This window comes from Mycolicibacterium celeriflavum, from assembly GCF_010731795.1.
GTDB lineage: Bacteria > Actinomycetota > Actinomycetes > Mycobacteriales > Mycobacteriaceae > Mycobacterium > Mycobacterium celeriflavum.
Map to the genome: position 1 here is coordinate 243,605 of NZ_AP022591.1, position 25,382 is coordinate 268,986.

A 25,382-nucleotide genomic window follows, 5' to 3' on the forward strand; every position below is an offset into this window, starting at 1 on the left:
GAGTCCGGGACTCACCTGACGTGACCGACACCGACGCCACAACCGACGACTCCACACGACCCGAGCCGATCGCGATCATCGGGCTCGGCTGCCGGGTGGCCGGTTCGATCGGCACGCCCGAACAGTTCTGGGAGTTCCTGCTCGACGGCGGCAGCGACATCCGCGAGGTGCCGCAGGAGCGCTGGGAGCCCTACCTCCGCCGCGACCCGCGCAACGCCGCGGTGCTCAAGGACGTCACGCGGTGGGGGACCTTCCTCGACGACCTGCCCGGCTTCGACGCCGAGTTCTTCGGGGTGTCACCGCGCGAGGCGGAACTGATGGATCCGCAGCAGCGGCTGGCGCTCGAGGTGAGCTGGGAGGCGCTCGAACACGCCGGTGTTCCGCCGAAGTCGTTGGCGGGCAGCGACACCGCGGTGCTGATGGGCGTCAACTCCGACGATTACGGCAAGTTGATCATGGAGGACCTGCCCGGTATCGAAGCGTGGACCGGGATCGGCACGTCGCTGTGCGGCATCGCCAACCGGGTGTCTCACCTGCTCGACCTGCGCGGCCCCAGCGTGGCTCTCGACGCAGCATGCGCGGCTTCGCTGGTCGCTGTGCACCAGGCGTGCCAGATGCTGAACGCCGGTGAGACGTCGCTGGCGCTGGCGGGCGGGGTCAGCGCGTTGATCGGGCCAGGGCTGACGCGAGTGCTCGACGTGGCCGGTGCCACCGCACCCGACGGCCGCTGCAAGACCTTCGACGCCGCCGCCGACGGCTACGGGCGCGGTGAAGGCGCGGGCGTGGTGGTGCTCAAGCGCCTCGCCGACGCAATCCGCGACGGTGACCACGTGTACGCGGTCGTGCGGGGCGGTGCCGTCGCGCAGGACGGGCGCACCGTCGGGATCATGTCGCCCAACGGCGACGCGCAAGCCGAGATGTTCCGCCGCGCTTGCCAATTCGCCGGCATCGCTCCCGAGAGTGTGGGTTTCATCGAGGCACACGGCACCGGCACGCCATCCGGCGACCCCACCGAGGTGCGGGCGCTCGCATCGGTTTACGGGGTGGGAAGACCCGAGGACGCGAAGTGTCGCATCGGGTCGGTCAAGCCCAACGTCGGCCACCTCGAAGGTGGTGCCGGGGTGATCGGGCTCATCAAGGCCGCGCTGACGCTTCATCACCGGACCATCCCGCCGACGGCGGGCCTCACCTCGCTGACGCCCGCGGTGGACTGGGCCGACAGCGGGTTGCGGGTCCCGGTGCGGGTCGAGTCGTGGGACCGTGCCGGCGACGCGCCCAGACGCGCCGCGGTTTGCAGCTACGGCTACGGCGGCACCATCGCGCACGTGCTGCTCGAGGAGGCACCGTCAAGCCGAGGAGCCACCGAGACGGCCCGAAAGCCGCAGCAGTCCATGATCATTCCGGTCTCGGCCCGCAACGCCGACCGGATGCGCAGCCAAGCGGGTGCGCTTGCGGAGTACTTGCGAAGCGACCCGCCACCGCTCGCCGAGGTCGCGGCCACCCTGTGGACGCGCCGCTCGCACGAACCGGTCCGCGCCGCGGTGGTCGCCGACGATGTGGACGATGTCGCCGAGGTTAGCGCGGCGTTGGCCGCCCTGGCCGACGATGTGCCGGATGCCGCTGTGGTGACCGGGACGGCGTTGCCCACCGCGGCCGACGGCGCCGTCTGGGTGTTCTCCGGGCACGGCTCCCACTGGGCTGGCATGGGCCGCGAATTGCTCACCACAGCACCAGAATTCGCCGACGCGGTGGACACCATCGACCCGGTGTTCGCTGCCGAGCTGGGGTTCTCGGCGCGGGAGGCGCTGAGCACCGGGCACCTCGGCGGTACGGACCGGGTGCAGGCGTTGACGTTCGCGATACAGGTGGGGCTGGCCACCATGCTGCGGGCACGCGGTGTCACACCTGCCGCGGTGATCGGACACTCGGTCGGGGAGGTCGCCGCGTGCGTCACCGCGGGCGTGTTCGACCTGACCGTCGGCGCCGCGGTTGCGTGTTACCGCGCCCGGGGCTTCCGGTCGGTGATGGGACAGGGCGCCATGGCGCTGGTGCGCCTTCCGTTCGGCGAGGCCCATCGGCGGCTGGCCGGACGGACCGACGTGGTGGCCGCGATCAGCGCGTCGCCGGAGTCGACGGTGGTATCCGGCATGACCGGCGCCGTCGACGAGGTCTGCCAGGAGTGGGCCGATCACGGCGTGATGGTGCGTCGGGTCAACACCGACGTCGCGTTCCACAGCCCCGCGATGGACGCGCTCACCGGTGAACTCGGCCGCCTCACCGCGCAGTTGCCGCCGTCGCGACCGCCCGAAACCCCGCTTTACACAACGGCATTGGCCGACCCTCGGTCTGGTGCACGCCGCGACCAGCACTACTGGGTGGCGAACCTGCGCGACCGCGTGCGGTTCACCGAAGCGGTCTCGGCCGCGATCGAAGACGGGCATCGGCTCTTCCTCGAGGTGTCGGCGCATCCGGTGGTGGCGCACTCGATCGCCGAGACGCTCACCGCGGCCGGTGCCGACCAGCACGCCGTCGTCCCGCTGCTGCGCCGGGACCGGCCCGAAATGCCCTCGGTGGCAACGGCAGTCGCCGCACTGCACTGCCACGGCGCGCCGGTCGACCCCGGGCTGCTCGCTGCACCGTGGGCGGCTGATCTGCCGGTGACCCAGTGGCAGCATCGGCGGTTCTGGCGCACGCCGACACCTCCGCCGGGCGGGCGCGGCGTGCACGACGTCGACAGCCACACTCTGCTCGGCGGCCGGACCGAGGTGACCGGGGCGGTGGCGTCGAAGATGTGGCAGACCCGGGTCGACCTGGACAGCCGGCCGTACCCGGGCAACCATCCGGTGAAGGGCACCGAGATCGTGCCGGCCGCGGTCATCGTCAACACGTTCCTGCGTGCGGCCGCAGAGTTGGATGTGCGCTGCGACCGCGCAGGCGCAGACCTCGTCGATGTCCGGCTGCGCACCCCGGTGGCACCGGGACGGGCCCGCGACGTGCAGGTTGTCCTGCAGGACCGCGGGCTGAGCTTGGCCACCCGCCTGGTCGACAACGACGACGACGCCGAGGACGGCGGCTGGCTCACCCACAGCAGCGCGGTGGCCGCCGCCGACTGGGATTTTCAGGACATCGAAGACCTCCTCGGCGAGGTGCTCGACGAGCCCGCCGCCCGCGAGCGGTGTCGCGATGCGCTGCCGTCGAGTCACGTCGTCGACACCCTCGCGACGCTCGGCGTCGCCGCGATGGGATTCGACTGGGAAATCCTCGAATTGGACGGTGGCGACGGCGAACTGCTCGCCAGGGTCGCCGCCCGTGCTGACCGCTCGGCACCGGACACCTGGGCGCCGCTGCTGGACGCCGCGACGTCGGCTGCCTCCACCGTGTTCGACGGTCCGCCCCGGTTGCGGATGCCCGCCCGCATCGACCGGGTCCGGGTGCACGGCCAACCGCCCGCCGTTGCGCTGCTGCACGTTCGGCGCAGGCCCGGCACCACCTCGACCGACGTGCTGCTTGCCGAGGAATCCGGCAAGGTGCTGGCCTCGCTGACCGGGATGTCCTTCGAGCAACTCGAGAACCCCTCCGGTAGCGACGTGTCCAGGATGCTGCATCACGTGTCGTGGCAGCCGGTGACTTGGCGACCGGACGGCCGGCCGGGGGCCGTCGTGGTCGTCGGCGGTGACGCCGCCACCCGTGAGTTCGTGACGCGCGACCTGTCCGCAGCAGAGGTGCCCTATCTGCTCCACGACGACGCGGACGAACTCGCACGTACCGCAGAGTCATTGGACCGCGACGCCGTGGTGCTGGTGCTTCCGCGCAGCCACGACTCGCCGGAGCGGTCGGTCGGCGTGGTGATGCAGACGCTGCGGGCGCTGCTCGACCAGGGGGCCAAGGCGCGGATGTGGGTCCTCACCCGCGACGTGCACGAGGGCGCGAACGTGGCACATGCGCCGCTGTGGGGGTTGGCCAGAGTTGCCGCCGCCGAACACCCCAAAGTGTTCGGCGGGGTGCTCGACGTGGCCGACGACCGGCTTCCGGTCGGCGTGCTGGCCTCGGTGCACGGCCATCCCGTCGTGGTGCTGCGAGACGGCGTCGCACAGTCGGCGCGCCTGGCGCACGCGGGCCGGGGGACCGGAGCGCCGTTGCAGTGCTCGGCGGGCGGCACCTATGTGATCATCGGCGGCACCGGCGTGCTGGGATTGCGGATGGCGCAGCGGCTGGCCGACGTCGGCGCGCGCCGGCTGGTGTTGCTGTCGCGGCGCGGCATACCGGACCGCTCTGTCTGGCAAGCGGATTCGGAGTTGGTGCGCACCGTCACCGCGCTCGAGGAGCGGGGCGTCTCCGTGCGCGTGGTCGCGATGGACATCGCAGCACCCGGCGCCGCCGACACGCTGCGTGCCGCGCTGCGCGACCTGCCACCGGTGCGCGGAGTCATTCACGCGGCCGGTGTCGAGGCCGGCGCGCTGCTGGTCAACACCACGCCCGACGACTTCACCGCGGCGATGCGGCCCAAGGTCGACGGCACGCTGACCCTGCACGAGGTGTTTCCGCCCGAACAACTGGACTGGCTGGTGCTGTTCTCGTCGTGCGGCTACCTCGCGGGCTTCCCGGGCCAGGGCGCGTATGCGTGCGCGAACTCGTTCCTCGACGTGATGGCGCGGCACCGACGCAATCTCGGCGATCGCACCGTCAGCGTCGCCTGGACCGCGTGGCGGGGCCTGGGTATGGGTTCGACGTCCGGCTTCGTCGCCGCGCAACTGGACGCGCTGGGCATGGACACCGTCGGGGCCGACGAGGCCATGCGGGCGCTGGACCTCGCAATGCGGCACGATGAGCCGAACATTGTTGTGCTGCCGCTACTTCCGGCCGCCGCCGCGGTGCCGATGCTGGCCGACGTGGCCCCGACGGATACTAACGAGTCCGGCGGCGACGGTTCACCGGCGGTCGGCCTGGTCGACGCTGACCCGGCGCGCGTCGCACAGGTCGTCGCCGCAGCGGTCGCCGCGCAGTTGGGCGTGTCGGAGGGCGACGTCGACACCGCTCTGCCGTTGGTGGAGGTCGGCGTCGACTCGATCATGACCGTCGGACTGCTGCGACAGTTGGAGAAGCAGACCGGGTTGTCCTTGCCGCCGACGCTGCTGTGGGAGTACCCGACCGCGGCGGCCGTCAGCGAACGGATCGTCGAACTGCTCGGGGCGCCCGAGTCGGTGGAGCAGATGGAAATGTCCTGAAGCGGCGCACCGCCGGCTCAGGACACCAACTGCGAGACGACCTTCTTCTTGTCGACCTTGCCGACCGCCGTCTTGGGCAGCGACGGCAGCGGCGCCAGCACGTCGGGCCTGCAGTGGGCCGAAACGCCCCGCTCGTCGAGATATTGGTTCAGCTCGGCGAGCGTGATCGGCGCACCCTTGAAAACGACTGCGGCGCAGATCTTCTCGCCCAGGAACTCATCGGGTAGGGCGACCGCGGCCGCGGCGTAGACCGCCGGGTGGGCGAAAAGGTGCTCCTCGAGATCCGACGCCGACACCGTCTCGCCGCCGCGGTGGATGACATCCTTGATGCGACCGGTCACCTCGACGTAGCCGGTGCGCGGACCTTCGGCGAAGATTCGCACCCGGTCACCGCTGCGGTAGAAGCCGTCGGGAGTGAACGACCGCGCGTTCGCCTCGTCGGCGCGGTAGTAACCGTTCAGCGTGTAGGGACCCCGGACCAGCAACTCGCCCTCCTCGCCGGGTGAGACCTCGGCGCCGGACTCGTCGACCACGCGCATCTCGTCGTGCGGCGACATCGGCCTGCCCTGCGTGTTGACCACCACGTCGACGGGATCACCGGGGCGGGTGAAGTTCAGCATTCCCTCGGCCATCCCGAAGATCTGTTGCAGTCCCGGCGTGAGCCCGGACAGGATGTACTCGGCCTCCTGTGGCGTCATCCGCGACCCGCCGACCTGCACCAGGCGCAGGGACGTCGGCAGCACCGGCTCCCACTCGCAAGCCTGGGTCCACAGCTTGGCCAGCGCGTTGACCAGCGCCGTGACCGTCACTTTGTGGCGGTCGATCAGCGCGAATGCGGCTTCGGGGCTGGCGTCGGTGGTGAAAACCGAGGTGGCGCCGACGGTCATCGAACCCAACATGCCGGGACACGCCAACGGGAAGTTGTGCCCTGCGGGCAACACGACGAGATAGACGTCGTCGCCGGTCAGGTGGCACTCCTGCGCGCTTGTCCTGGCGGTGTAGAGGTAATCGTTGTGCGTGCGGGCGATGAGTTTCGGCAGGCCCGTCGTGCCGCCCGACACCAACAACAGCGCGGGCACGTCGGGGTCGACGGGCGCGCGCTCGGGCAGCGGGCCGTCGAAATCGGCCAGCGCAGACCAGGATTGGAATCGGCCGGGCTCGCCGTCGACGAATACGTGGCGCAGCTGCGGGTTGTCCCTTACCAGATCCCCGGCCAGTTCGCGGTAGTCGAAGCCGGCGATCGAGTCGGGCACGATGAGGCCGACGGCACCGCTGAGCGCGGCGAAGTGGTTCAGTTCCGCGGACCGGTGTCCCGGCAGGCACATGACCGGAACGACGCCGGCGCGCAGCACGCCGAACAGGGTGACGGCGAACTCGCAGGTGTTGGGCAGCTGCAGAAGCATCCGATCACCGGGGACGATGCCGCGGTCGGCCAGCGCCGCCGCGATGCGGTCGGCCCGCGCGTCCAGTTCGGCGAACGTGTAGCTGACGTGGGGGTCGATGACCGCGGTGCGCGCCGGCCACGCCGCGCCCGCGTTGCGCAGGATCGAGTCGAGCGGCTCATCGGTCCAGTAGCCGGCCCGTCGGTACTCCTCGGCCCGGTCGGGCGGGAACGGCACGAACCCCGCCATGAGGTCGCCGAAATCGCTGTGCCCTAACGGCCGATCTCCTGGCGCGCGCTGCTCGAAACCGGTGCTCATGGCGGATGCGGCCCCTCGGGGTAGGTGTGTTTGGTGTCTCGAATATAAGGTAGCGTTCCCCGGGTTAGTTAGGGCAGCCTGTACTAATCTGGAGGAACGCGTGGGTGTTGGTGAAACGGGTCCGGCGTCGACGGAAAGCGCCCCTTCCCCGGGACCGGCCGACCGCACCGTCCGCGAGGAGGTTGCCGAGCTTCTCGGCGTGAGTCCCGACGACGTCGACCCTGACGCCGACCTGATCGCGTCCGGCCTCGATTCGATCCGCATGATGTCGCTGTCGGGGCGGTGGCGCAAACAGGGCATCGACGTCAACTTCGCCGCGCTCGCGGAGAACCCGACCGTCGCGGCGTGGTCGGCGCTGGTGTCCGGCCGATCCAACGGCGGCGGCCCGGATCGGCTGGCCGAACCTGCGCACCAGGGCGACGAGAACGAACCGTTCCCGTTGGCGCCGATGCAGCACGCGATGTGGTTGGGCCGCAACGACGATCAGCAGCTCGGCGGGGTGGCCGCGCACCTGTACGTCGAGTTCGACGGCGCCGGGGTCGACCCGGAGCGGCTGCAGGCCGCGGCGACGAAACTCGTTGCCCGCCATCCGATGTTGCGCGTCGAGATCCTCCCGGACGGCACGCAGCGGATCGGCGAGCGCGGCCTGCCCGTCACGGTCCACGACCTGCGCGACCTGGACCCCGAAGCGGCCGAACAGCGCCTCGAGGCCATCCGGCACGACAAGTCGCATCAGATCCTCGACGGCGACGTCCTCGAGTTGAGCCTGTCACTGCGCCCGGACGGACGGACGCGGCTGCACGTCGACATGGACATGAACGCCGCGGACGCGGTGAGCTACCGCAAGTTCATGGCCGACCTCGCGGTGTTCTACCGCGGCGGCGACCTGCCCCGCCTCGGCTACACCTACCGCGAATACCGGGCCGCGCTGACCGCGGCGGATCCGGGCCCGTCCGCAGAAGACCTGCAGTGGTGGGCCGAGCGGATACCGGAGCTACCCGAATCGCCTGCGCTGCCGCTCATTCCGCCTGCCGAGCAGCGCGACCCCCGGCGCAGCGTGCGCCTGTGGCACATCTTCGACGTCGCGACCCGCGACGCCCTGTTCGCCGCTGCGCACCGCCGCGGGATCACGCCCGCGATGGCCGTCGCGGCGTCGTACGCGAACGCGCTGGCCCGCTGGTCGAGCGGTCCGCGGTTCCTGCTCAACCTGCCGATGTTCGGCCGTGAGCCGTTCCACCCCGACGTCGAGAAGCTGGTCGGCTGTTTCACGTCGTCGCTGATGCTCGACATCGACCTCGCCAACACGCGCACACCCGCGCAGCGTGCGCGGGCAGTGCAGGAGACGCTGCACAACACCGCCCGGCACTGGCGCTACTCCGGGCTCTCGGTGCTGCGCGACCTCGGCCGGCACCGCGGCAACCAGGTGCTGGCCCCGATCGTCTACACCAGCGCGCTCGGGCTCGGCGACCTGTTCGCCGGGGACGTCACCGACCAGTTCGGTGCCCCGGTGTGGACGATTTCGCAAGGGCCGCAGGTGCTGATCGACGCGCAGGCGACACCCCTCGCGGACGGCCTGATGATCAACTGGGATGTGCGCGTCGACGCGTTCCGGCCGGGCGTCGCGGACGCGATGTTCGCCTACCACCTCGCGGAGTTGAGCCGGCTCGCCACCGACGACGCCGCCTGGGACGCGCCGGATCCGCCTGCCGTGCCGGAGGCGCAGCGGGCCGTGCGGCAGGCGGTGAACAGCGCGGCGGCGCCGCCCAGCGGTGAGGCGATCCACGACGGCTTCTTCCGCAAAGCGTTGGTCGCCCCCGACGCGCCCGCGGTGTTCAGCCGGGACGGCGACCTGACCTACGGCGAACTGCGCAACCGCGCGCTCGGCGTCACCGCGGCGTTGCGCGACAACGGCGTTGCGCCCGGTGATCTGGTCGCGCTGATCGGGCCGAAGTGCGCCGAGCAGATCCCCGCGGCGCTCGGCATCCTCGCGGCCGGTGCCGCCTACCTGCCGATCGGCGCGGATCAGCCCGCGGAGCGCACCGCGCGGATCCTCGACTCGAGCGCAGTGGCCGCGGTGTTGTTGTGCGGCGGCGCCGATACGGTGCACGCCGACGTGCCGGTGCTCACCGTCGCCGAGGCGACCGCCCGCGCCACCGATGTGCAGCCCGCCGACGTCGACCCGAATGCGCTTGCCTACGTGCTGTTCACGTCGGGCTCGACCGGCGAACCGAAGGGGGTGGAACTGGCCCACGACGCGGTGATGAACACCGTCGAGTTCGTCACCGACCACTTCGGCATCGACGCGGGCGACCGCAGCCTGGCGCTGGCGTCGCTGGAAGCCGACATGTCGGTACTCGAGATCTTCGCGATGCTGCGCGCCGGCGGTGCGGTCGTCGTGGTCGACGAAGACCAGCGTCGTGACCCCGACACCTGGGCGCGGCTGATCCAGCAGCACGGCGTGACATTTCTGAACTGGATGCCCGGCTGGCTCGACATGCTGCTCGAGGTCGGCGGGGACCGGCTGGCCGGCTTGCGGGTGGTGCTGCTCGGCGGCGACTGGGTGCGTCCGGAACTCGTTCGGGTCCTGCGCAGGTCGGCGCCGGGAGTGCGGGCCGCGGGACTCGGCGGCGCGACCGAGACGGCCGTGCACGGCACGATCTGCGAGGTCGATGACCCACCCGCACATTGGACGTCGGTGCCCTACGGCACACCGTTGCCGAACAACGCTTGCCGCGTGGTGGCCGCCGACGGCTCCGACTGCCCGGACTGGGTGCCCGGTGAGTTGTGGTTCACCGGACGCGGCATCGCCAGCGGATACCGCGGGCGGCCCGACCTGACCGCCGAGAAGTTCGTCGAGCACGACGGCCGAACCTGGTACCGCACCGGCGATCTCGTGCGTTACCTTCCCGACGGCACGCTGGAGTTCGTCGGTCGTGTCGATCACCGGGTGAAGATCAGCGGTTACCGCATCGAACTCGGCGAGGTGGAGGCCGCGCTGAAGCGCGTCGGGGGAGTCGACGCCGCGGTCGCCGCGGTCATCCCCGGCGAACGCGATGTGCTGGCGGCGGTGGTGCGGACCGACGACGCCGCCGTCGATGCGCGATCCGTCACGGCGGCGATGGCCGATCTGGTGCCGGCGCACATGATCCCAAAGGTCATCGTGGTGGCCGACCGGATACCGTTCACCGTGAACGGCAAGATCGACCGTCAGGCCGTCGCGCGCTTGCTCGCCGACGCCGAACTGCCTGAAGCACAGGTCTATCGGGCGCCGGCCACCCCGTTGGAGTCCGCGTTGGTGGCGATCGTGGCCGAGGTGCTCGACATCGAGACCGGCAAGGTCGGCGTCGACGACGACTTCTTCGCTCTCGGCGGGGATTCCGTGCTGGCGACCCAGGTGATCGCCCGCGTCCGCGACTGGCTCGACACCCCGACCGTGTTGGTCACCGACATGTTCGCCGCTCGGCGCGTGGCGAAGCTCGCCGAGCGACTGATCGGCCGCGAAGCCGACACCGAGCGCCTTGACGCCGTGGCCGAGGTGTACCTCGAGGTGGCCGAGATGGACAGCGCCGCCGTGCTGTCCGAACTCGAATCCTCAGCCTAAGGCGGCGCCCAGACGCCGCCACTGATCGCGCGGGAACTCCTGCGGATCGGCGGTGAGCACCTGCACGCAGACGTGGTCGGCGCCGGCGTCGCGGTGCTCGCGCACCCGCTCGAGCACGGCCTCCTCGTCGCCCCAGGCGATGATCGCATTGAACAACCGGTCGCTGACCGAGGCCACGTCGTCTTCGGTGAAGCCCGACCGCAACAGGTTGTTGGCGTAGTTGGGCAACGCCAGATACGAACGCAGCCAATCGGTTCCGAGTGCGCGCGCCTCGTCGGCGTCGGTGGTGAGCAGCACGGTCTGCTCGGGCATCAGCAGCGGTCCCTCGCCGAGCTGTTCGCGGGCGTAGCGGGTGTGGTCGGGAGTGACCAGATACGGGTGCGCACCCCGCGACCGGGTCGCGGCCAGCTCGAGCATCTTCGGGCCGAGCGCGGCGAGCACCCGGTTGCCCACCGGAACCGGTTGCGGTGTCGCGTCGATTCCGTCCAGGTAGGCGCGGGTCGCCGCCAGCGGCTTGCGGTACAGGCCCGGCTCCCTGGAGTCGATCAGCGGAGCGTGGCTCACCCCGATGCCGAGCAGGAACCGCTCGCCGTGTGTCTCGGTGAGCGATGCGTAGCGGGCGGCCACGTCGGCGGGCTCGTGCATCCAGAGGTTCAGGATGCCGGTGGCGATCACCGCCTGCTTGGTCGACGACAGCAGGTGCTCGACGGAATCGAGGACGGGCCCACCGACGTCGGGAATCCACAGCGCCGTGAACCCGAGTTCCTCGAGTTCCGCGGCGGCCTCGGCCGCTTCGCCCTGGTCGCCGTACCGCAGTTGCGAACTCCACACACCGACGCCGGCCATATCCATGCCCTGTCCTTCCCTACGTAGCTACGGCCCACGTTACGTAGCGACCGGCGCCCGTCAGCCGACCGGTAGGGTTAGGCGACCCTTACCCACTAGACCTGGAGGGTGCATGACCGCTGTGCAATCCGCGCTCGACGTCGAACCCGTCGCGCCGGAAGCGGCGCCGGACGCCGCCAAGCGGGCCGCCACCTACGACAAGCTCGCGCTGCAGCAGCTGCTCGCCCCGACGCGGGCCCGCAGCTCGCGGGCGACGCGCTACCAACTGCTGGCGTCGGCCGCCACCATCGTGCCCTTCATCGGCATCGTGGAGATCGGTCGCGAGCTGCTCGCCGCCGGGCGGCCGGATCCGACCAGGGTGTGGATCGTCGTGGCGGTGGTGATCGTCGCGCTGCTGGTGCGCACGCTCGCCGGTGGCGCCGCTTTGACCATCACGCATTTCGCCGACGTAGACCTGCAGCGGTCACTGCGGCTGAGGATCGTCGACAAGCTCGGCAAGCTGCCGCTCGGCTGGTTCGGTACCCGGTCGTCGGGCGAGGTGCGCAAGGCCGTGCAGAACGACGTCGGCGAATTGCACTTCCTGGTCGCGCATTCGGCGGTGGAGAACACCGGCGCGCTGGCCACGCCGCTGTTCGGGCTCATCTACTGCTTCTACCTGGACTGGCGGCTGGGCCTGTTGGCGATGGCCACCGTGCCGTTCTACATCGGCGTGTACGTCGCGCTGGGCCGCGATTCCCGGGTACAGATGGAGCGCCTGGACCGGGGGGTCGAACGGATCAGCGCCACCATCGTCGAGTTCATCGCCGGCGTGTCGGTGGTCAAGACCTTCGGCGAAGCGGGTAAGGCGCACAAGCGCTTCGCCGACGCCGCCGACGAGTTCAACGACAGCTTCGCCGGCTGGGTGGGGCCGCTGGTGCGGGTCAAGGCGGTGTCGTCGATCTTCATCGACACACCCGTGCTGCTGCTGGCCAACCTCGTCGGCGGCTACTGGTTCGTCCGAAGCGGCTGGGTGACCCCGATCGAGGTGCTGGGCTCGACGCTGGTCGCGGTGACGATTCCGGCGGCAGTGCTGACCGTCGGCTACTCGACGCACATCCGCAGGCAAGCCGCCGCCGCGGCGGGCCGCCTCAAGCGCCTGCTCGACACGCCCGCGCTGCCCGTCGCCCGCGATCCCCAGGTACCGCGGGACAACTCGATCCGATTCGAGGACGTGCAGTTCTCCTACGACGGCCGAAACACCGTCCTGCACGACATCTCGCTCACCCTGCCGGCCGGGACGATCACCGCGCTGGTCGGAGCGTCGGGCAGCGGCAAGTCCACGCTCGCGACGCTGGTGCCGCGCTTCCACGACGTCACCGCGGGCACGGTGCGCGTCGGCGGCGTCGACGTCCGCGACATCGCTCCCGGCGAGTTGTACCGCCACGTCGGGTTCGTGCTGCAGGATGTGCAACTTCTCGGCATCAGCGTCGCCGACAACATCCGGCTCGGCCGGGCCGACGCCAGCGACGAAGAGGTCGTGGCGGCGGCGCAGGCGGCCCGCATTCACGATCGAATCCTGCAGCTGCCCAACGGTTACGACTCCGTGGTCGACGAGGACGCGCACTTCTCCGGCGGTGAGGCGCAACGGGTCAGCATTGCGCGCGCACTGCTGGCCGACACGCCGATCCTGGTGCTCGACGAGGCGACCGCGTTCGCCGACCCGGATTCGGAAGCCCAGATCCAGGAAGCGCTTTCGCGGCTCATCGTCGGGCGCACCGTGCTGGTGATCGCGCACCGCCTGGGCTCGATCGTGTCCGCGGACAACATCGTCGTGCTGGACCGCGGGCGCATCGTCGAACAGGGCCGACACGACGACCTGCTCGCCGCAGACGCGCAGTATGCGCGAATGTGGCAGAGCTACACCGCGGGTCATGCCCGCGAATGGGAGGTGGCCAGATGATCCGGGGCTTTCTGCAGATCCTCGGCCCGCAGCGGGGCCGGATGTTCAGCTTCCTTGCGGTTGTGACGGTCTACGGCGTCCTGCACGGCGTGGTGATGCTGTTGCTGGTGCCGGTCACGGTGTCGATGTTCGACGGCGACTACGCCGCCACCGCGCGGTGGTTGGCGCTGATGGCCGTCACGGTGCTCGTCGCATCGGTGCTCAACTACATCGGAGCCAAGCTGGCGATCCGCATGGCGCTGACCACGATGCGCCTGCTGCACCACCGGATCGGCGACCACATGGTCACCCTCCCGCTGGGCTGGTTCACCCGCGAGACTGTTGGCAAGGTGTCCCAGATCGCGGTCAAGGGAACGGTTTTCGTCGGCACCAGCGGTGGCAACCTGGTCACCCCGCTGGTGGTGAACACGGTCAGCGCGGTCACCGTGGTGGCCGGTCTGTTCTTCTTCGACTGGCGTATCGGGCTCGTCGCCTTGGTCGGCGGTGTGCTGCTGGTGGTGTGCGGCCGGTTCGCGTCCCGGCTGATCGCGACCGCAGAGGTGCGCACCCACGATTCGGCGACCGACGTCAACAACCGGGTGATCGAGTTCGCGCGGTACCAGCCGGTGTTGCGGGCGTTCGGCCGCACCGGCGCCGATTACAAGCCCCTGGGCGACGCCCTGGAAGCCCAGCATCGGGCCGGGCGCGCCGCGTTGTGGCAGTCGGTGGCCGGGTTGATGGTGAACGGCGTCGCCGTGCAGGCGGTGTTCTCGGTGCTGATCGCGGCTGGGGCGTGGCTTGCGGTGCGCGGCGACGTCAACCCGATCACGCTGGTGGCCATCCTCGGGCTCGCCGCCCGGTTCGCCTCTCCGCTGTCGCAGCTGGCCGAACTCGGGTCCGCGATGAGGTTGGCGACCGCGGAGTTGGAGCGCATCACGTCGATCCTCGACACCCCATCGCTCTCCGAGCCGGCCACCGCGAACCCCGCGACGGCGCCGGGCCGGGTCGAACTCGACCGCGTCACGTTCGGGTACGCGGACCGCACGGTGTTGTCGGACGCGAGCTTCGTCGCTGAGCCGGGCACCATGACAGCGCTGGTCGGTCCGTCCGGATCGGGCAAGTCGACGATCACCAAGCTGATCGCCCGGTTCTACGACGTCGACTCCGGCGTGGTCCGGGTCGGCGGGCACGACGTACGCGACCAGCTCACCGCGGACTTGATGGCTCAACTGTCGCTGGTCTTCCAGGACGTGTACCTGTTCGACGACACGCTGTGGGAGAACATCCGCATCGGACGATCGGACGCCACCGATGAGGACATCGTCGAGGCGGCGCGCACGGCGGGGCTTCTTCCCGTCGTCGATCGGCTGCCTGCCGGCTGGCAGACGCGTGTCGGTGAGGGCGGTTCGGCGCTGTCGGGCGGCGAGCGCCAGCGCGTGTCGATTGCGCGCGCACTGGTCAAGAACGCCCGCATCGTGCTGTTCGACGAGGCGACCAGCGCGCTCGACCCGGAGAACGAGCACCACGTCGCCGAATCCATCCGGACCCTTGCGCAGCGCAGCACGGTCATCGTGATCGCGCACAAGCTGTCCACGGTCACCGCCGCCGACAACATCGTGGTGCTCTCCCCGAACGGAGCAGTCGAGGAGCAGGGCACCCATACCGAGCTGATGCAGCGCGGCGGCCGGTACGCGCGGTTCTGGAGCCAGCGCGTGGCGGCGACGGGCTGGGTGATGGCGGCGGCCGGCGACTAGCTGCGATTTGGGCGCGCTACTGGTCGCTGATCGATCAGCAGCGCGCCGAAATCACGTGTTCGGTACCGCACGTAGGCGTCTGCGCGCCGCGAAGGATAGGGTAACCTCACTTCCGACTTAGGACAGCCTGCGCTAAATCAACGGAGGAGCTCATGGGCGTATTTCTCGCGGACGCGCAGGCGCTGCCCTGGACTTCCCGCCGACGCATCGACGTGACCCCGACACGATGATCGAACAGAGCCAATTGACCTTCGCGCCCTGGATCAAACGCTCCGCGGGGAAGACCGCCGGCGGCGCGACCGTCGTCTTCCCGCACGCGGGCGGCGCGGCGGCGGCCTACCGGTCGTTCGCGTCGGCGTTGGCCGGCGGCGGAGACGACGCATACGTCGTCCAGTACCCGCAGCGTGCGGATCGGCTGACCCACCCCGCACCGGACACTGTGGAGGCGCTGGCCGCCGATCTGTTCGCTGCCGGCGACTGGTCCCGGCTGGGCCCGCTGCGACTGTTCGGCCACTGCATGGGCGCGGTGATCGCATTCGAATTCGGCCGGGTCGCCGAGCGTCACGGGGTTCCCGTTAGGCAGCTGTGGGTTTCGGCGAGCCAGGCGCCGTCCACGATCGCCGGTTCACCGCGGTTGCCCACCGCCGAGGCGGAAGTGGTCGCCAACATGATCGACCTCGGCGGCACGGATCCGCGGCTGGTCGAGGATGAGGAGTTCATCGAGTTGCTCGTCCGCGCGGTGCGTGCGGATTATCTGGCGTTCAACCGCTACGCCTGCGCACCGGACGTCCGCCTCGCCGCCGACATTCACACCCTTGGTGGCCGCGACGATCACCGGATCAGCCAAGATATGTTGCGGGGCTGGGAAACTCATACCCAGGGCGCGTTCACGCTGTCGCTGTTCGACGGTGGCCACTTCTACATCAATGACCACATCGACGTGGTCGCGGAGTTGGTCAATGCCGGTTAGCGGGCCGGATCACGCCGCCGACGATCCGATTGTGATCGTGGGGATGGCGATCGAGGCGCCGGGAGACGTCGACACCGCCGACGCCTACTGGGACCTGCTGGTTGCACAGCGCGAAGGTCTGTGCCCGTTCCCACGGGACCGCGGGTGGTCGGTGCGCGACGTGCTCGACGGTTCGCAGCGCGACGGGTTCAAGCGCATCCACGACCTCGGCGGATTTCTCTCCGATGGTGCGGCTTTCGACCCGGAGTTCTTCGGGATCTCGCCGCGCGAAGCGGTCGCGATGGATCCGCAGCAGCGGGTCGCGCTGCGGGTGGCGTGGCGAGCGCTGGAGAACAGCGGCATCAACCCCGACGACCTCGCGGGCCACGACACCGGCTGCTATGTGGGCGCCTCGACGATGGGGTACGGTCCCGATCTCGCCGAGTTCTCCAATCTCACCGGACATTTGATGTCGGGAACCGCACTCGGAGTGATCTCCGGGCGGATCGCCTACACACTCGGGCTCGCCGGCCCCGCGCTGACCATCGACACCTCGTGTTCGTCGACGCTGACCGCGATCCACACCGCGACGCAGTCGCTGCGGTCGGGGGACTGCGACCTCGCGCTGGCCGGTGGCGTCTGCGTAATGGGCTCGCCCGGCTTCTTCGTCGAGTTCTCCAAACAACACGCACTGTCCGACGACGGGCACTGCCGGCCCTACAGCGCGCAGGCCAGCGGCACCGTATGGGCCGAGGGCGCAGCGATGTTCGTCCTGCAACGCCGATCGAGGGCGGTGAGCGACGGACGCCGGATACTCGCCGAGTTGCGGGCCACCTGCCTGAACCAGGACGGCCGCTCAGTCGGTCTCACCGCACCGAGCGGCCAGGCACAAGCGCGGTTGTTCGAGCGCGCGCTGGAGCACAGCGGGGTGCGGCCCGAAGACATCGGGATGATCGAGGGCCACGGCACCGGCACCCGCCTCGGGGACCGCACCGAGCTGATCTCGCTCGTCCAGACCTACGGCGCCACCGCACCCGGCGAAGGCGGCCTGCTGGGCTCGGTCAAGTCGAACCTCGGCCATTCGCAGGCGGCGGCGGGCGGGCTCGGCCTGGCCAAGGTGCTGATCGCCGCCGAGCATGGCGCGATCCCGGCCACCTTGCACACCGACGAAGCCAGTCGCGAAATCGACTGGGACAGCCAAGGTCTTCGGCTGGCCACCGAGCTGACGCCCTGGCCCGCGGTCGACGGCAGACGCTTCGCGGCGGTCACCGCATTCGGTATGAGCGGCACCAACGCTCACGTGCTGGTGTCGATGCCTGCGACCGAATCCGAGGCGGCATGATGCCGTCGACCGACCTGCCCGACGGCCGGGTCCCCGTCGTGTTGAGCTCGCACGCCGAGGAACTCGTCGCCGCCGACGCCGAGGCGATAATGCGCTACCTCGACCGCGATCCCGACGTGCGGGCGGTCGCCGCGACCCTGCTGCGCACCCGCCGACTGCGCAGGCACCGTGCGGTGGTGCGCGCCGCGGACACCGCGGAACTGGCCGACGGGCTGCGCGCCGTCATCGCGGGCACCGATCACCCGCTCGTCGTCCGCTCATCGGAAACCAGCACGGCGCGAGTGGCTTTCGTGTTCCCCGGACAAGGCAACCAGTGGCCGTCCATGGGCGCGCAGGCATACCGGCAGTCCGCGGTGTACCGGGCGCACGTGGACCGGTGCGCCGAGGCGTTCGTCGCCGCGGGCGAGCCGTCGCCGCTGCCGTACCTGACCGCGGACTCCACCGGCGGGCAGTGGTCGCAGACGCAGATCCAGGCCGCGCAGTTCACCCACGCCGTCGGACTGGCCCACATCTGGCGGTCGTGCGGAATTCAGCCCGACGTCGTCGTGGGGCACAGCCTCGGCGAGGTCGCCGCCGCGTACATCGCCGGAAGCATCGCGCTGCAGGCGGCCGCCGGGGTGGTCATCGCGCGTGCCAAGGCGGTGGACCGCCTGTCCGGCGACTACGGCATGGCGGCGCTTGGAGTTTCGCTTCCCGACGCCGAAAGACTGATGTCCACGATCCCCGGTTGGCTCGAGGTATCCGCGGTCAACGCCGACGCTTCGGTGGCGGTGTCCGGGCAGCGCGCCGCCGTCACCGCGCTGGTGGCCGCCGCGACCGAGCGGAGCCTGTTCGCCCGCGAGCTGGACGTGGACTATCCCGGCCACACCAGCGCGTTGGAACGGGTGCGAGACGATCTGCGCGCGATGCTTCCGGATGCCGAATTCACCGATACGCCCGTGCGGTTCATCGGTTCGACGACTGCGGAGGTGGTGCCCGCAGGGACCGGCTTCACCGACTACTGGTACGACAACCTGCGCAACACCGTGCGATTCGACCGCGCCGTGGCAGCTGCGCGCCGCCAGGGCGCGGAAGCGTTCATCGAGATGTCGGCGCATCCGACCCTGCTGTTCGCGTTGGGTGACCTGCTGGCCGACCAGACCGACGAGCCGCTCGTCGTCGGATCGGGACACCGCGAGATGGCGCCCATGGAAGCGTTGTCGGCCAACATCGCCGCCGTCGCGGTGGCCAACCCCGGGTACCGGTGGGCCGACCTCGTCGACGTCGACACGCAGTCGCCATTGCGCGGGTTTCCCAACGCGCCGATGCGGGCAGTGCGGCTGTGGGCCGAACCGCAACCGCTGGCACCGGTCTATGGCGTCACCGTGGCCCGCGAAAAATGGGACCGCACAACGCCGTCGGCAACGATGGCGCGGCGCGTCGCGGTGGTCGAGCTCGCCGGACCCGGCGGGGCACTCGGTGATCGGCTGCGCACCGCGCTGCGCCGCAGCGGGTCCGAACTGGTCGAGGCCCGGACCGCCGACCTCGTCGTCGCGGTGGCCCCGGAACTGGACCATCCCGACGCCGAACGCGGCGCCCAGGAGATCTCCGGATTGATCGGCGCCGGCTTGCTCGACTACGTCGACGCCGCAGGACCCGACTGTCGGGCGGTGTGTCTGGTGACCGTCGGCGGCGAGCATGTCCGGCCGGGCGAACCCACGGCGTTGCCCGCACAGGCCGCGCTGGCGGCGATGCACCGCAGTATCGGCTTCGAACGGCCCGAGCAGGCGTTCCGCCATCTCGACCTGCCGTCCTGGGAACCCGACGAGACGGTGGCGGCCGCCGCGGCGGCCGCGCTGCTGGCCGACGCCGATGAGGCTGCCGTACGCGACGACGGCTCGGGTCCAGAGGTTTTCGCGAGGACGGTGTCCGAGTCGGTCGAGCCGGCGCCGTCCTGGCGGCTGGACAGTGACACGCTCGCCGACGTCGTGATCACCGGTGGCAACGGCTCGGTGGGCCTGTATTTCGCCCGGTATCTGGCCGCCCACGGCGCCCGTCGCATCGTGCTGCTCAGTCGCAGCGGCGTCGACGACGCCGACACCGCCGAACTAGCGGCAGCGCAGGTCGAGGTGGTCGCACCCCGCTGTGACGTCACCTCCGCCGAGCGGGTCGCGGCGGTGGCCGCGCAGTTCGGCGGGTCCGGCGCCTCGCTGCTCATCCACGCCGCGGGTACGGCGGCCTTCACGGACCGCGACGGGATCACGCCCGCCGCGTTCGCAGACACCGTGGCGGCCAAGATCGGCGGCCTGGCTCGGATGACGGAACTGTGGCCGATGCGTCCGGACGCGCGAATCCTGCTGTGCTCGTCGCTGTCCGGCGTGTGGGGCGGGCACGGGCACGCCGCGTATTCGGCCGCCAACCGGATGCTCGACGTGATGGCCGGCCAGCTGCGCGCCAAGGGCCAGCACTGCCTGGCCGCCAGGTACGGGCTGTGGCGCGGCAGTGGGATCGCGGGCGTCGGGGAGGTGGCCAGGATCGAACGGTCGGGCCTGCTACCGATGACCCCCGACGCGGCGGTCGAAGCCACCCTGCGTGATCACGGCGAGGACCCGCTGCTGCTGAGCGCCGATCAGGGCCGGCTGCGAATGTTCCTGGAGAGCCGAACCGCCGATGTCGCCGAAATCCCCACGGCCCCAAGCGAACGCGCTGCCGACACTACTGCGCGGGTGCGTACCGAGCTTGCCGCTGTGCTCAACCTCGAGCCGACCTCGATCGATCTCGACATGTCGCTGCTCGACATGGGCGTCGACTCGCTGCTGGCCCTGGACCTACGCAAGCGGCTGCTGCGAACGACCGGCCGGAAGGTGCCACTGGCCACCCTGCTCGGCGGCATCACCGGCGGCGAACTCGTCGCCGATCTCGACAGCACAGAACGAACAGAGAAGGTGGACAACGCGTGACTGACACGGTCGATACCCGCGAGCGGGTCGAGGACCGCCGGCTGGAGCTGCTGCGCCGCAAGTTGGCCGAGCGGGGGCTGCGCACGGAAAACCCATCGACCACCGAGGCGAGCGGACTCTCCGACGGGCAGCGTCGCATGTGGTTCGTCCAGACGGCCGATCCGACCGGGGCGATCCTGAACATCTGCCTCTCCTACCGGATCACCGGCGAGCTCGACGTCGCCCTGCTGCACGACGCCGTCAACGCCGTCGCGGCGCGGCATGCAGTGCTGCGCACGACCTATCAGGCCGACGAAGCCGGCGAACCGCAACCGACCGTGCACGACGAGCTGTCGCCCGGCTGGGCGGTGCACGATCTGACCGACCTCTCCGAGCACGCCCGACGACTTCGACTGGAAGTACTGGCCCAGCGCGAGTTCGGCGCACCCTTCGACCTCGCCACCGAATCCCCGCTGCGGCTCACCGTCGTGCGCACCGCCGCCGACGAGCACATCCTGCTGTTGGTCGCGCACCACATCGCCTGGGACGACGGCTGCTGGCGGGTGTTCTTCGGAGACCTCACCCGGGCATACTCCGGTGAGCCGCTCGCGCCTGCCGTGGCACCGCCTCCGCACACGCTCGGTTCGGTCGACGAAGACCTCGACTACTGGCGCACCGCGCTGGCCGACCCGCCCGAGCCGCTGGAACTGCCGGGCCCGAACGGCTCTGCGGTGCCGACGAACTGGCGATCTCAGCGCATCACCCTGCAACTGCCGGACGGCACGGTCGACCGGGTCGCGGCGCTGGCGAAGGAGTCGGGCGCGACGCAGTACATGGTGCTGCTGGCGGCCTTCGGGGTGCTGATGCGGCGCTACACCCACGCCGAGGACTTCCTGGTCGCCACGCCCGTGCTGAATCGCAGCGCCGACGTCGAGGACGTGATCGGCTACTACGGCAACACGGTCGCCCTGCGGCTGCGGCCCGCCGCCCGGCAGAGCTTCCGCGACGTCGTCGCGCACGCCCGTGACACCGCGGTCGGCGGGTTCGCGCATCAACGCGTCAACCTGGACCGGGTGGTGCGCGAACTGAACCCGGATCGTCGGCACGGCGTCGAGCGGATGACGCGCGTGACGTTCGGCGCGCGCGGCGCCGACGGCGAGGGCTTCAATCCGCCCGGAATCACCTGCAACCGAGCGGAATTGCGAAGCCATTTCACCCAGCTGCCGTTGGGCTTCATGGTGGAGTTCGACGCGCCGCAAGCGCGGGTCGTCGTGGAGGCCGAGTATCTCGTCGAGATCCTCGACGCGGCACTGGTCCGCCAGCTGCTCGAGCACTACGCGGTGCTGCTCGACGATGCGCTGCAACGCCCTGATCTCCCCATCGCCGAGCTCGACGTGATGGGCGCCGCCGACGCCGATTGGCTGCACCGGGTGGCGGCCGGGGAGGAGTTCGGCACCGCCCCCTCGACGATGACTGCGCTGGTCGAAGCCCAGGTGGCGCGCACACCCGATGCGGTCGCGGTCGTCTACGAGGGACGTCACTACACCTACCGCGAGCTCAACGAGTCGGCGAACCGGGTGGCGCACTGGCTGATCGGGCAGGGCATCGGCACCGAGGACCGGGTGGCGGTGCTGCTGGACCGCTCACCGGAACTGGTGATCACGGCGCTCGGCGTGATCAAGGCGGGCGCGGTGTACCAGCCGGTCGACCCCACCTATCCCGAGGACCGGCTGACGTTCATCCTGTCGGACTCCGATCCGAAACTGACCATCCGCGAACCGATCACCGGCCTCGACGACTACCGCGCCACGGACCCCACCGACACCGACCGGGTTCGCAGGCTGCATCCGGACAACACCGCGTACCTCATCTACACCTCCGGCTCGACGGGTCTGCCCAAGGGCGTCCCGGTGCCGCACCTGCCGGTTGCCGAGTACTTCGTGTGGTTCAAGGGCGACTACGGGATCGACGACAGCGAGCGGCTACTGCAGGTCGCATCGCCGAGTTTCGACGTGTCGATCGCCGAGATCTTCGGCATGCTCGCGTGCGGCGGCCGACTGGTGATTCCCCGCCCGGACGGCCTTCGCGACGTCGGCTACCTCACCGAGTTGTTGCACGACGAAGGCATCACCTCGATGCACTTCGTGCCGTCGCTGCTCGGGTTGTTCCTGTCGTTGCCCGGCGTCAACCAGTGGCGGACGCTGCAGCGGGTGCCCATCGGCGGCGAAGCGCTGCCCGGCGAACTGGCCGACAAGTTCCACGCGACCTTCGATGCGCTGCTGCACAACTTCTACGGGCCGACCGAAACGGTGATCAACGCGAGCCGCTACAAGGTAGAGGGCAAGCAGGGCACCCGGATCGTGCCGATCGGCAAGCCGAAGATCAACACCCAGATCCACTTGCTCGATGATGCGCTGCGGCCCGTGCCGGTCGGGGTGATCGGCGAAATCTACATCGGCGGAACGCATGTCGCCCACGGCTACCACCGCCGGGCGGCGTTGACCGCCGAGCGGTTCGTCGCCGACCCGTTCAATGCCGGTGGCCGGTTGTACCGGTCGGGAGACCTGGCCCGCCGCAACGCCGACGGCGACATCGAGTTCGTCGGCCGCGCCGATGAGCAGGTCAAGATCCGGGGCTTTCGCATCGAACTCGGTGAAGTCGCGGCCGCGATCTCCGTCGACCCCAGCGTCGGCCAGGCGGTGGTGGTGGTCAGCGACCTGCCCGGTGTCGGCAAGAGCCTCGTCGGATATGTGACACCGGCCGAAGCGATCGAGGCCGTGAACGTCGAGCGCATCCGCAACCGCGTTGCGGCCGCGCTGCCGGAGTACATGACGCCCGCGGCCTACGTCGTCGTCGACGAAATTCCGATCACCGCACACGGCAAGATCGACCGCGCGGCCCTGCCGGATCCCGACATCGACTCGCGCGCAACCTACCGCGAACCCGTCGAGGGAACCGAGCGGCGGATCGCCGACCTGTTCGCCGAACTGCTCGAACGCGACCAGATCGGCGCCGACGACTCGTTCTTCGATCTCGGTGGGCACTCGCTGCTGGCCACGAAACTCGTTGCCGCAGTGCGCGCCGCGTTCAACGTCGACATCGGCGTGCGCGAAGTCTTCGAACTCGGCACCGTGGCCGCGCTGGCGCAGCGGATCGAATCGGCATCGGTCACCGCGGCCACCAGGCCCCGACTGGTGCCCGTTCCGCACGACGGGCCGCTGCTCATGTCCGCCTCGCAGTTGCGGATGTGGTTCCAGTACCGCATCGACGGCCCCAGCCCGGTCAACAACGTCCCGTTCGCCGCCCGCATCAGCGGGCCCTGCGACACGGACGCGTTCGTGCAGGCGGTGCGCGACGTGGTGGCCCGGCACGAGGTGCTGCGGACCACCTACCGCGAAATCGACGGCGCCCCATACCAGATCGTCAACAAGGAACTCGAGGTCGCGGTGCGCCGCGCCCACGGCGACGACGACGCCTGGCTGGACAGCGAACTCCACGCCGAGCGCAGACACGTCTTCGATCTCGAAAGTGATCCGCCGGTGCGCGCCGCGGTGCTGGCGACGCCGGACGCGCACGTGGTTTCGCTCGTGGTGCACCACATCGCCGCCGATCACTGGTCGGCGATGGTGTTGTTCACCGACCTGCTGGCGGCATACCGGGCCAGGCGCGCCGGCCACGCACCCGCGTTCGCGCCACTACAGGTCCAGTACGCCGACTATGCAGCGTGGCAGGCCGCGCTGCTCGGCCAGACCGACGGCCCCGTCGCCGCGCAGCGTGACTACTGGCGCCGGCAGTTGGCCGGCCTGCACGAGGATCCGGGTCTGGCGCCGGACTTCCCGCGTCCGCCGGTGTTGAGCGGGGAAGGCGACGCCGTCTCGTTCGACGTCGACGCCGCCACCCGCGCCAAGTTCGCCGAACTGAGCTCCGAACTGGGAGTCACGGAATTCATGCTGCTGCAGGCGGCGGTGGCCGTCGCGTTGCACAAAGCCGGTGAGCGCCCGGACATTCCGCTGGGCACCCCGGTCGCCGGCCGCACCGAAACCGAACTCGACCAACTCGTCGGCTTCTTCATCAACATCGTGGTGCTGCGCAACGACCTGACCGACAACCCGACGCTGCGCGAGGTGCTGCGCCGGGTCCGCGACACCGCGCTGGAGGCATACGCCCACCAGGACCTGCCGTTCGACCAGGTGGTCGACGCGGTGCGGCCGGCGCGGTCGCTGTCGCGCAACCCGCTGTTCGGGGTCGTCGTGCATGTGCGCGATGCGCTGCCGGCCGACCAGGTCATCGAATCCGGCCCGGACGGCGACACCACGTTCACCGCGCTGGAGCCGCCCTTCGACGTCGCGCACGCCGACCTGTCGGTCAACTTCTTCGGCGGTGAGGACGGCTACCGCGGGCACGTCATCTACCGGACCGACCTGTACCGGCGCAGCACCGCCGAACGGTTCGTCGGGTGGTTGTCCCGCGTGCTGACCGCGTTCGCCGACGATGCCGGCCAACGGGTGCGCGACGTGCAGATCGCCGACCGCGAGGAGCGCCGCCTGGTGCAGCGGTTCAGCGCCTCGGAGTCGGTCAGCGTGCTCGACGGCTGGCGCGATCCGGTCGCGATCGGCGTGGTGGGCGACGTCTACGAGCATGTCGTCGACGAGACCGGCGCCGATCTGCGCGCCACCGGCAAGCGCGGCCGGTGGACGGCCGATGGCCGGCTGGAGTTCGTCGAGGCCGCCGACGCACGTCGCCCGTCGACACCGGCGGGTCCGGCCGAACCGGCGCGCACTGAAACCGAACGGGCGCTCGCCGCACTGCTGGCTGATGTCGTCAACGTGCCCGAGGTCAACCGCACCGACAACTTCTTCGAGTTGGGTGGCGATTCGATTCTCGCGGTGCAGCTGGCGGCGAGGGCACGGGATGCCGGTTTGGCGGTCACGGCGCGAATGGTGTTCGAGCACTCCACGCTTCACGAGCTCGCGAGCGTGGTCGACGAAGCCGGCTCGGGAACCGATACGCCCGACACCCACCACGAGCCGATGGCGGCGTCCGGACTGTCGGCGGACGAATTGGCGGCGGTCACGTCGATGTGGTCGGCGTCGCAAGACGGTGCGCCGTGACTTCAACCCAATCCAAGA

At 70.1% G+C, this 25,382-nt stretch carries 10 protein-coding genes; 8 read left to right on the forward strand and 2 right to left on the reverse strand.

Annotated elements, in window-relative coordinates:
* Positions 1 to 20: 20 nt before the first annotated feature.
* Positions 21 to 5,225, forward strand: coding sequence for a type I polyketide synthase (locus G6N18_RS01135; RefSeq protein WP_083001246.1), 5,205 nt, complete (start codon positions 21 to 23; stop codon positions 5,223 to 5,225).
* Between the two features lie 17 nt (positions 5,226 to 5,242).
* Here G6N18_RS01135 and G6N18_RS01140 read toward each other — a convergent pair whose 3' ends face one another.
* Positions 5,243 to 6,925 carry a (2,3-dihydroxybenzoyl)adenylate synthase gene (locus G6N18_RS01140; protein WP_083001245.1) on the reverse strand — a complete coding sequence of 561 codons (1,683 nt, stop codon included), beginning with the start codon at positions 6,923 to 6,925 and terminating at the stop codon, positions 5,243 to 5,245.
* A 100-nt stretch (positions 6,926 to 7,025) separates the two neighbouring features.
* Here G6N18_RS01140 and G6N18_RS01145 point away from each other — a divergent pair, with 100 nt between their 5' ends.
* Positions 7,026 to 10,526 carry a non-ribosomal peptide synthetase gene (locus tag G6N18_RS01145; RefSeq protein WP_264007135.1) on the forward strand — a complete coding sequence of 1,167 codons (3,501 nt, stop codon included), beginning with the start codon at positions 7,026 to 7,028 and terminating at the stop codon, positions 10,524 to 10,526.
* Here G6N18_RS01145 and G6N18_RS01150 read toward each other — a convergent pair.
* Complete coding sequence (locus G6N18_RS01150) at positions 10,518 to 11,378, reverse strand: LLM class F420-dependent oxidoreductase (RefSeq protein ID WP_083001243.1); 861 nt, start codon at positions 11,376 to 11,378, stop codon at positions 10,518 to 10,520. The genes G6N18_RS01145 and G6N18_RS01150 overlap by 9 nt on opposite strands.
* A 106-nt stretch (positions 11,379 to 11,484) precedes the next feature.
* Between G6N18_RS01150 and G6N18_RS01155 the strand changes: the two genes are divergently transcribed.
* From G6N18_RS01155 to G6N18_RS01180, 6 genes are all read left to right on the forward strand, one after another.
* Positions 11,485 to 13,311, forward strand: a complete 1,827-nt coding sequence (locus G6N18_RS01155) for an ABC transporter ATP-binding protein (RefSeq protein WP_083001242.1) — start codon at positions 11,485 to 11,487, stop codon at positions 13,309 to 13,311.
* Positions 13,308 to 15,044, forward strand: coding sequence for an ABC transporter ATP-binding protein (locus tag G6N18_RS01160; RefSeq protein ID WP_083001241.1), 1,737 nt, complete (start codon positions 13,308 to 13,310; stop codon positions 15,042 to 15,044). Before G6N18_RS01155 ends, G6N18_RS01160 begins: the two co-directional genes overlap by 4 nt.
* A 226-nt stretch (positions 15,045 to 15,270) precedes the next feature.
* Positions 15,271 to 16,014, forward strand: coding sequence for a thioesterase II family protein (locus G6N18_RS01165; RefSeq protein WP_067225801.1), 744 nt, complete (start codon positions 15,271 to 15,273; stop codon positions 16,012 to 16,014).
* A complete protein-coding gene (locus G6N18_RS01170) occupies positions 16,004 to 17,335 on the forward strand; it encodes a beta-ketoacyl [acyl carrier protein] synthase domain-containing protein (protein WP_067225798.1) in 1,332 nt (443 codons plus the stop codon). Before G6N18_RS01165 ends, G6N18_RS01170 begins: the two co-directional genes overlap by 11 nt.
* Positions 17,335 to 20,274 (forward strand): mycobactin polyketide synthase MbtD, encoded by a 2,940-nt coding sequence (mbtD, locus tag G6N18_RS01175; RefSeq protein WP_083001391.1) that lies wholly within the window; start codon positions 17,335 to 17,337, stop codon positions 20,272 to 20,274. The genes G6N18_RS01170 and mbtD overlap by 1 nt, the downstream gene beginning before the upstream one ends.
* The gene (locus tag G6N18_RS01180) at positions 20,271 to 25,364 is read left to right on the forward strand and encodes a non-ribosomal peptide synthetase (RefSeq protein WP_083001240.1); all 5,094 of its coding nucleotides are present in this window, start codon (positions 20,271 to 20,273) and stop codon (positions 25,362 to 25,364) included. Before mbtD ends, G6N18_RS01180 begins: the two co-directional genes overlap by 4 nt.
* The last annotated feature ends 18 nt before the right edge of the window (positions 25,365 to 25,382 follow it).

Coding starts and splice junctions, on each gene's coding strand:
- G6N18_RS01140 (WP_083001245.1), bottom strand. CDS start 6,925: ATGAGCACCGGTTTCGAGCAGCGCGCGCCAGGAGATCGGCCGTTAGGG.
- G6N18_RS01150 (WP_083001243.1), bottom strand. CDS start 11,378: ATGGATATGGCCGGCGTCGGTGTGTGGAGTTCGCAACTGCGGTACGGC.
- G6N18_RS01155 (WP_083001242.1), top strand. CDS start 11,485: ATGACCGCTGTGCAATCCGCGCTCGACGTCGAACCCGTCGCGCCGGAA.
- G6N18_RS01160 (WP_083001241.1), top strand. CDS start 13,308: ATGATCCGGGGCTTTCTGCAGATCCTCGGCCCGCAGCGGGGCCGGATG.
- G6N18_RS01165 (WP_067225801.1), top strand. CDS start 15,271: ATGATCGAACAGAGCCAATTGACCTTCGCGCCCTGGATCAAACGCTCC.
- G6N18_RS01170 (WP_067225798.1), top strand. CDS start 16,004: ATGCCGGTTAGCGGGCCGGATCACGCCGCCGACGATCCGATTGTGATC.
- mbtD (WP_083001391.1), top strand. CDS start 17,335: ATGCCGTCGACCGACCTGCCCGACGGCCGGGTCCCCGTCGTGTTGAGC.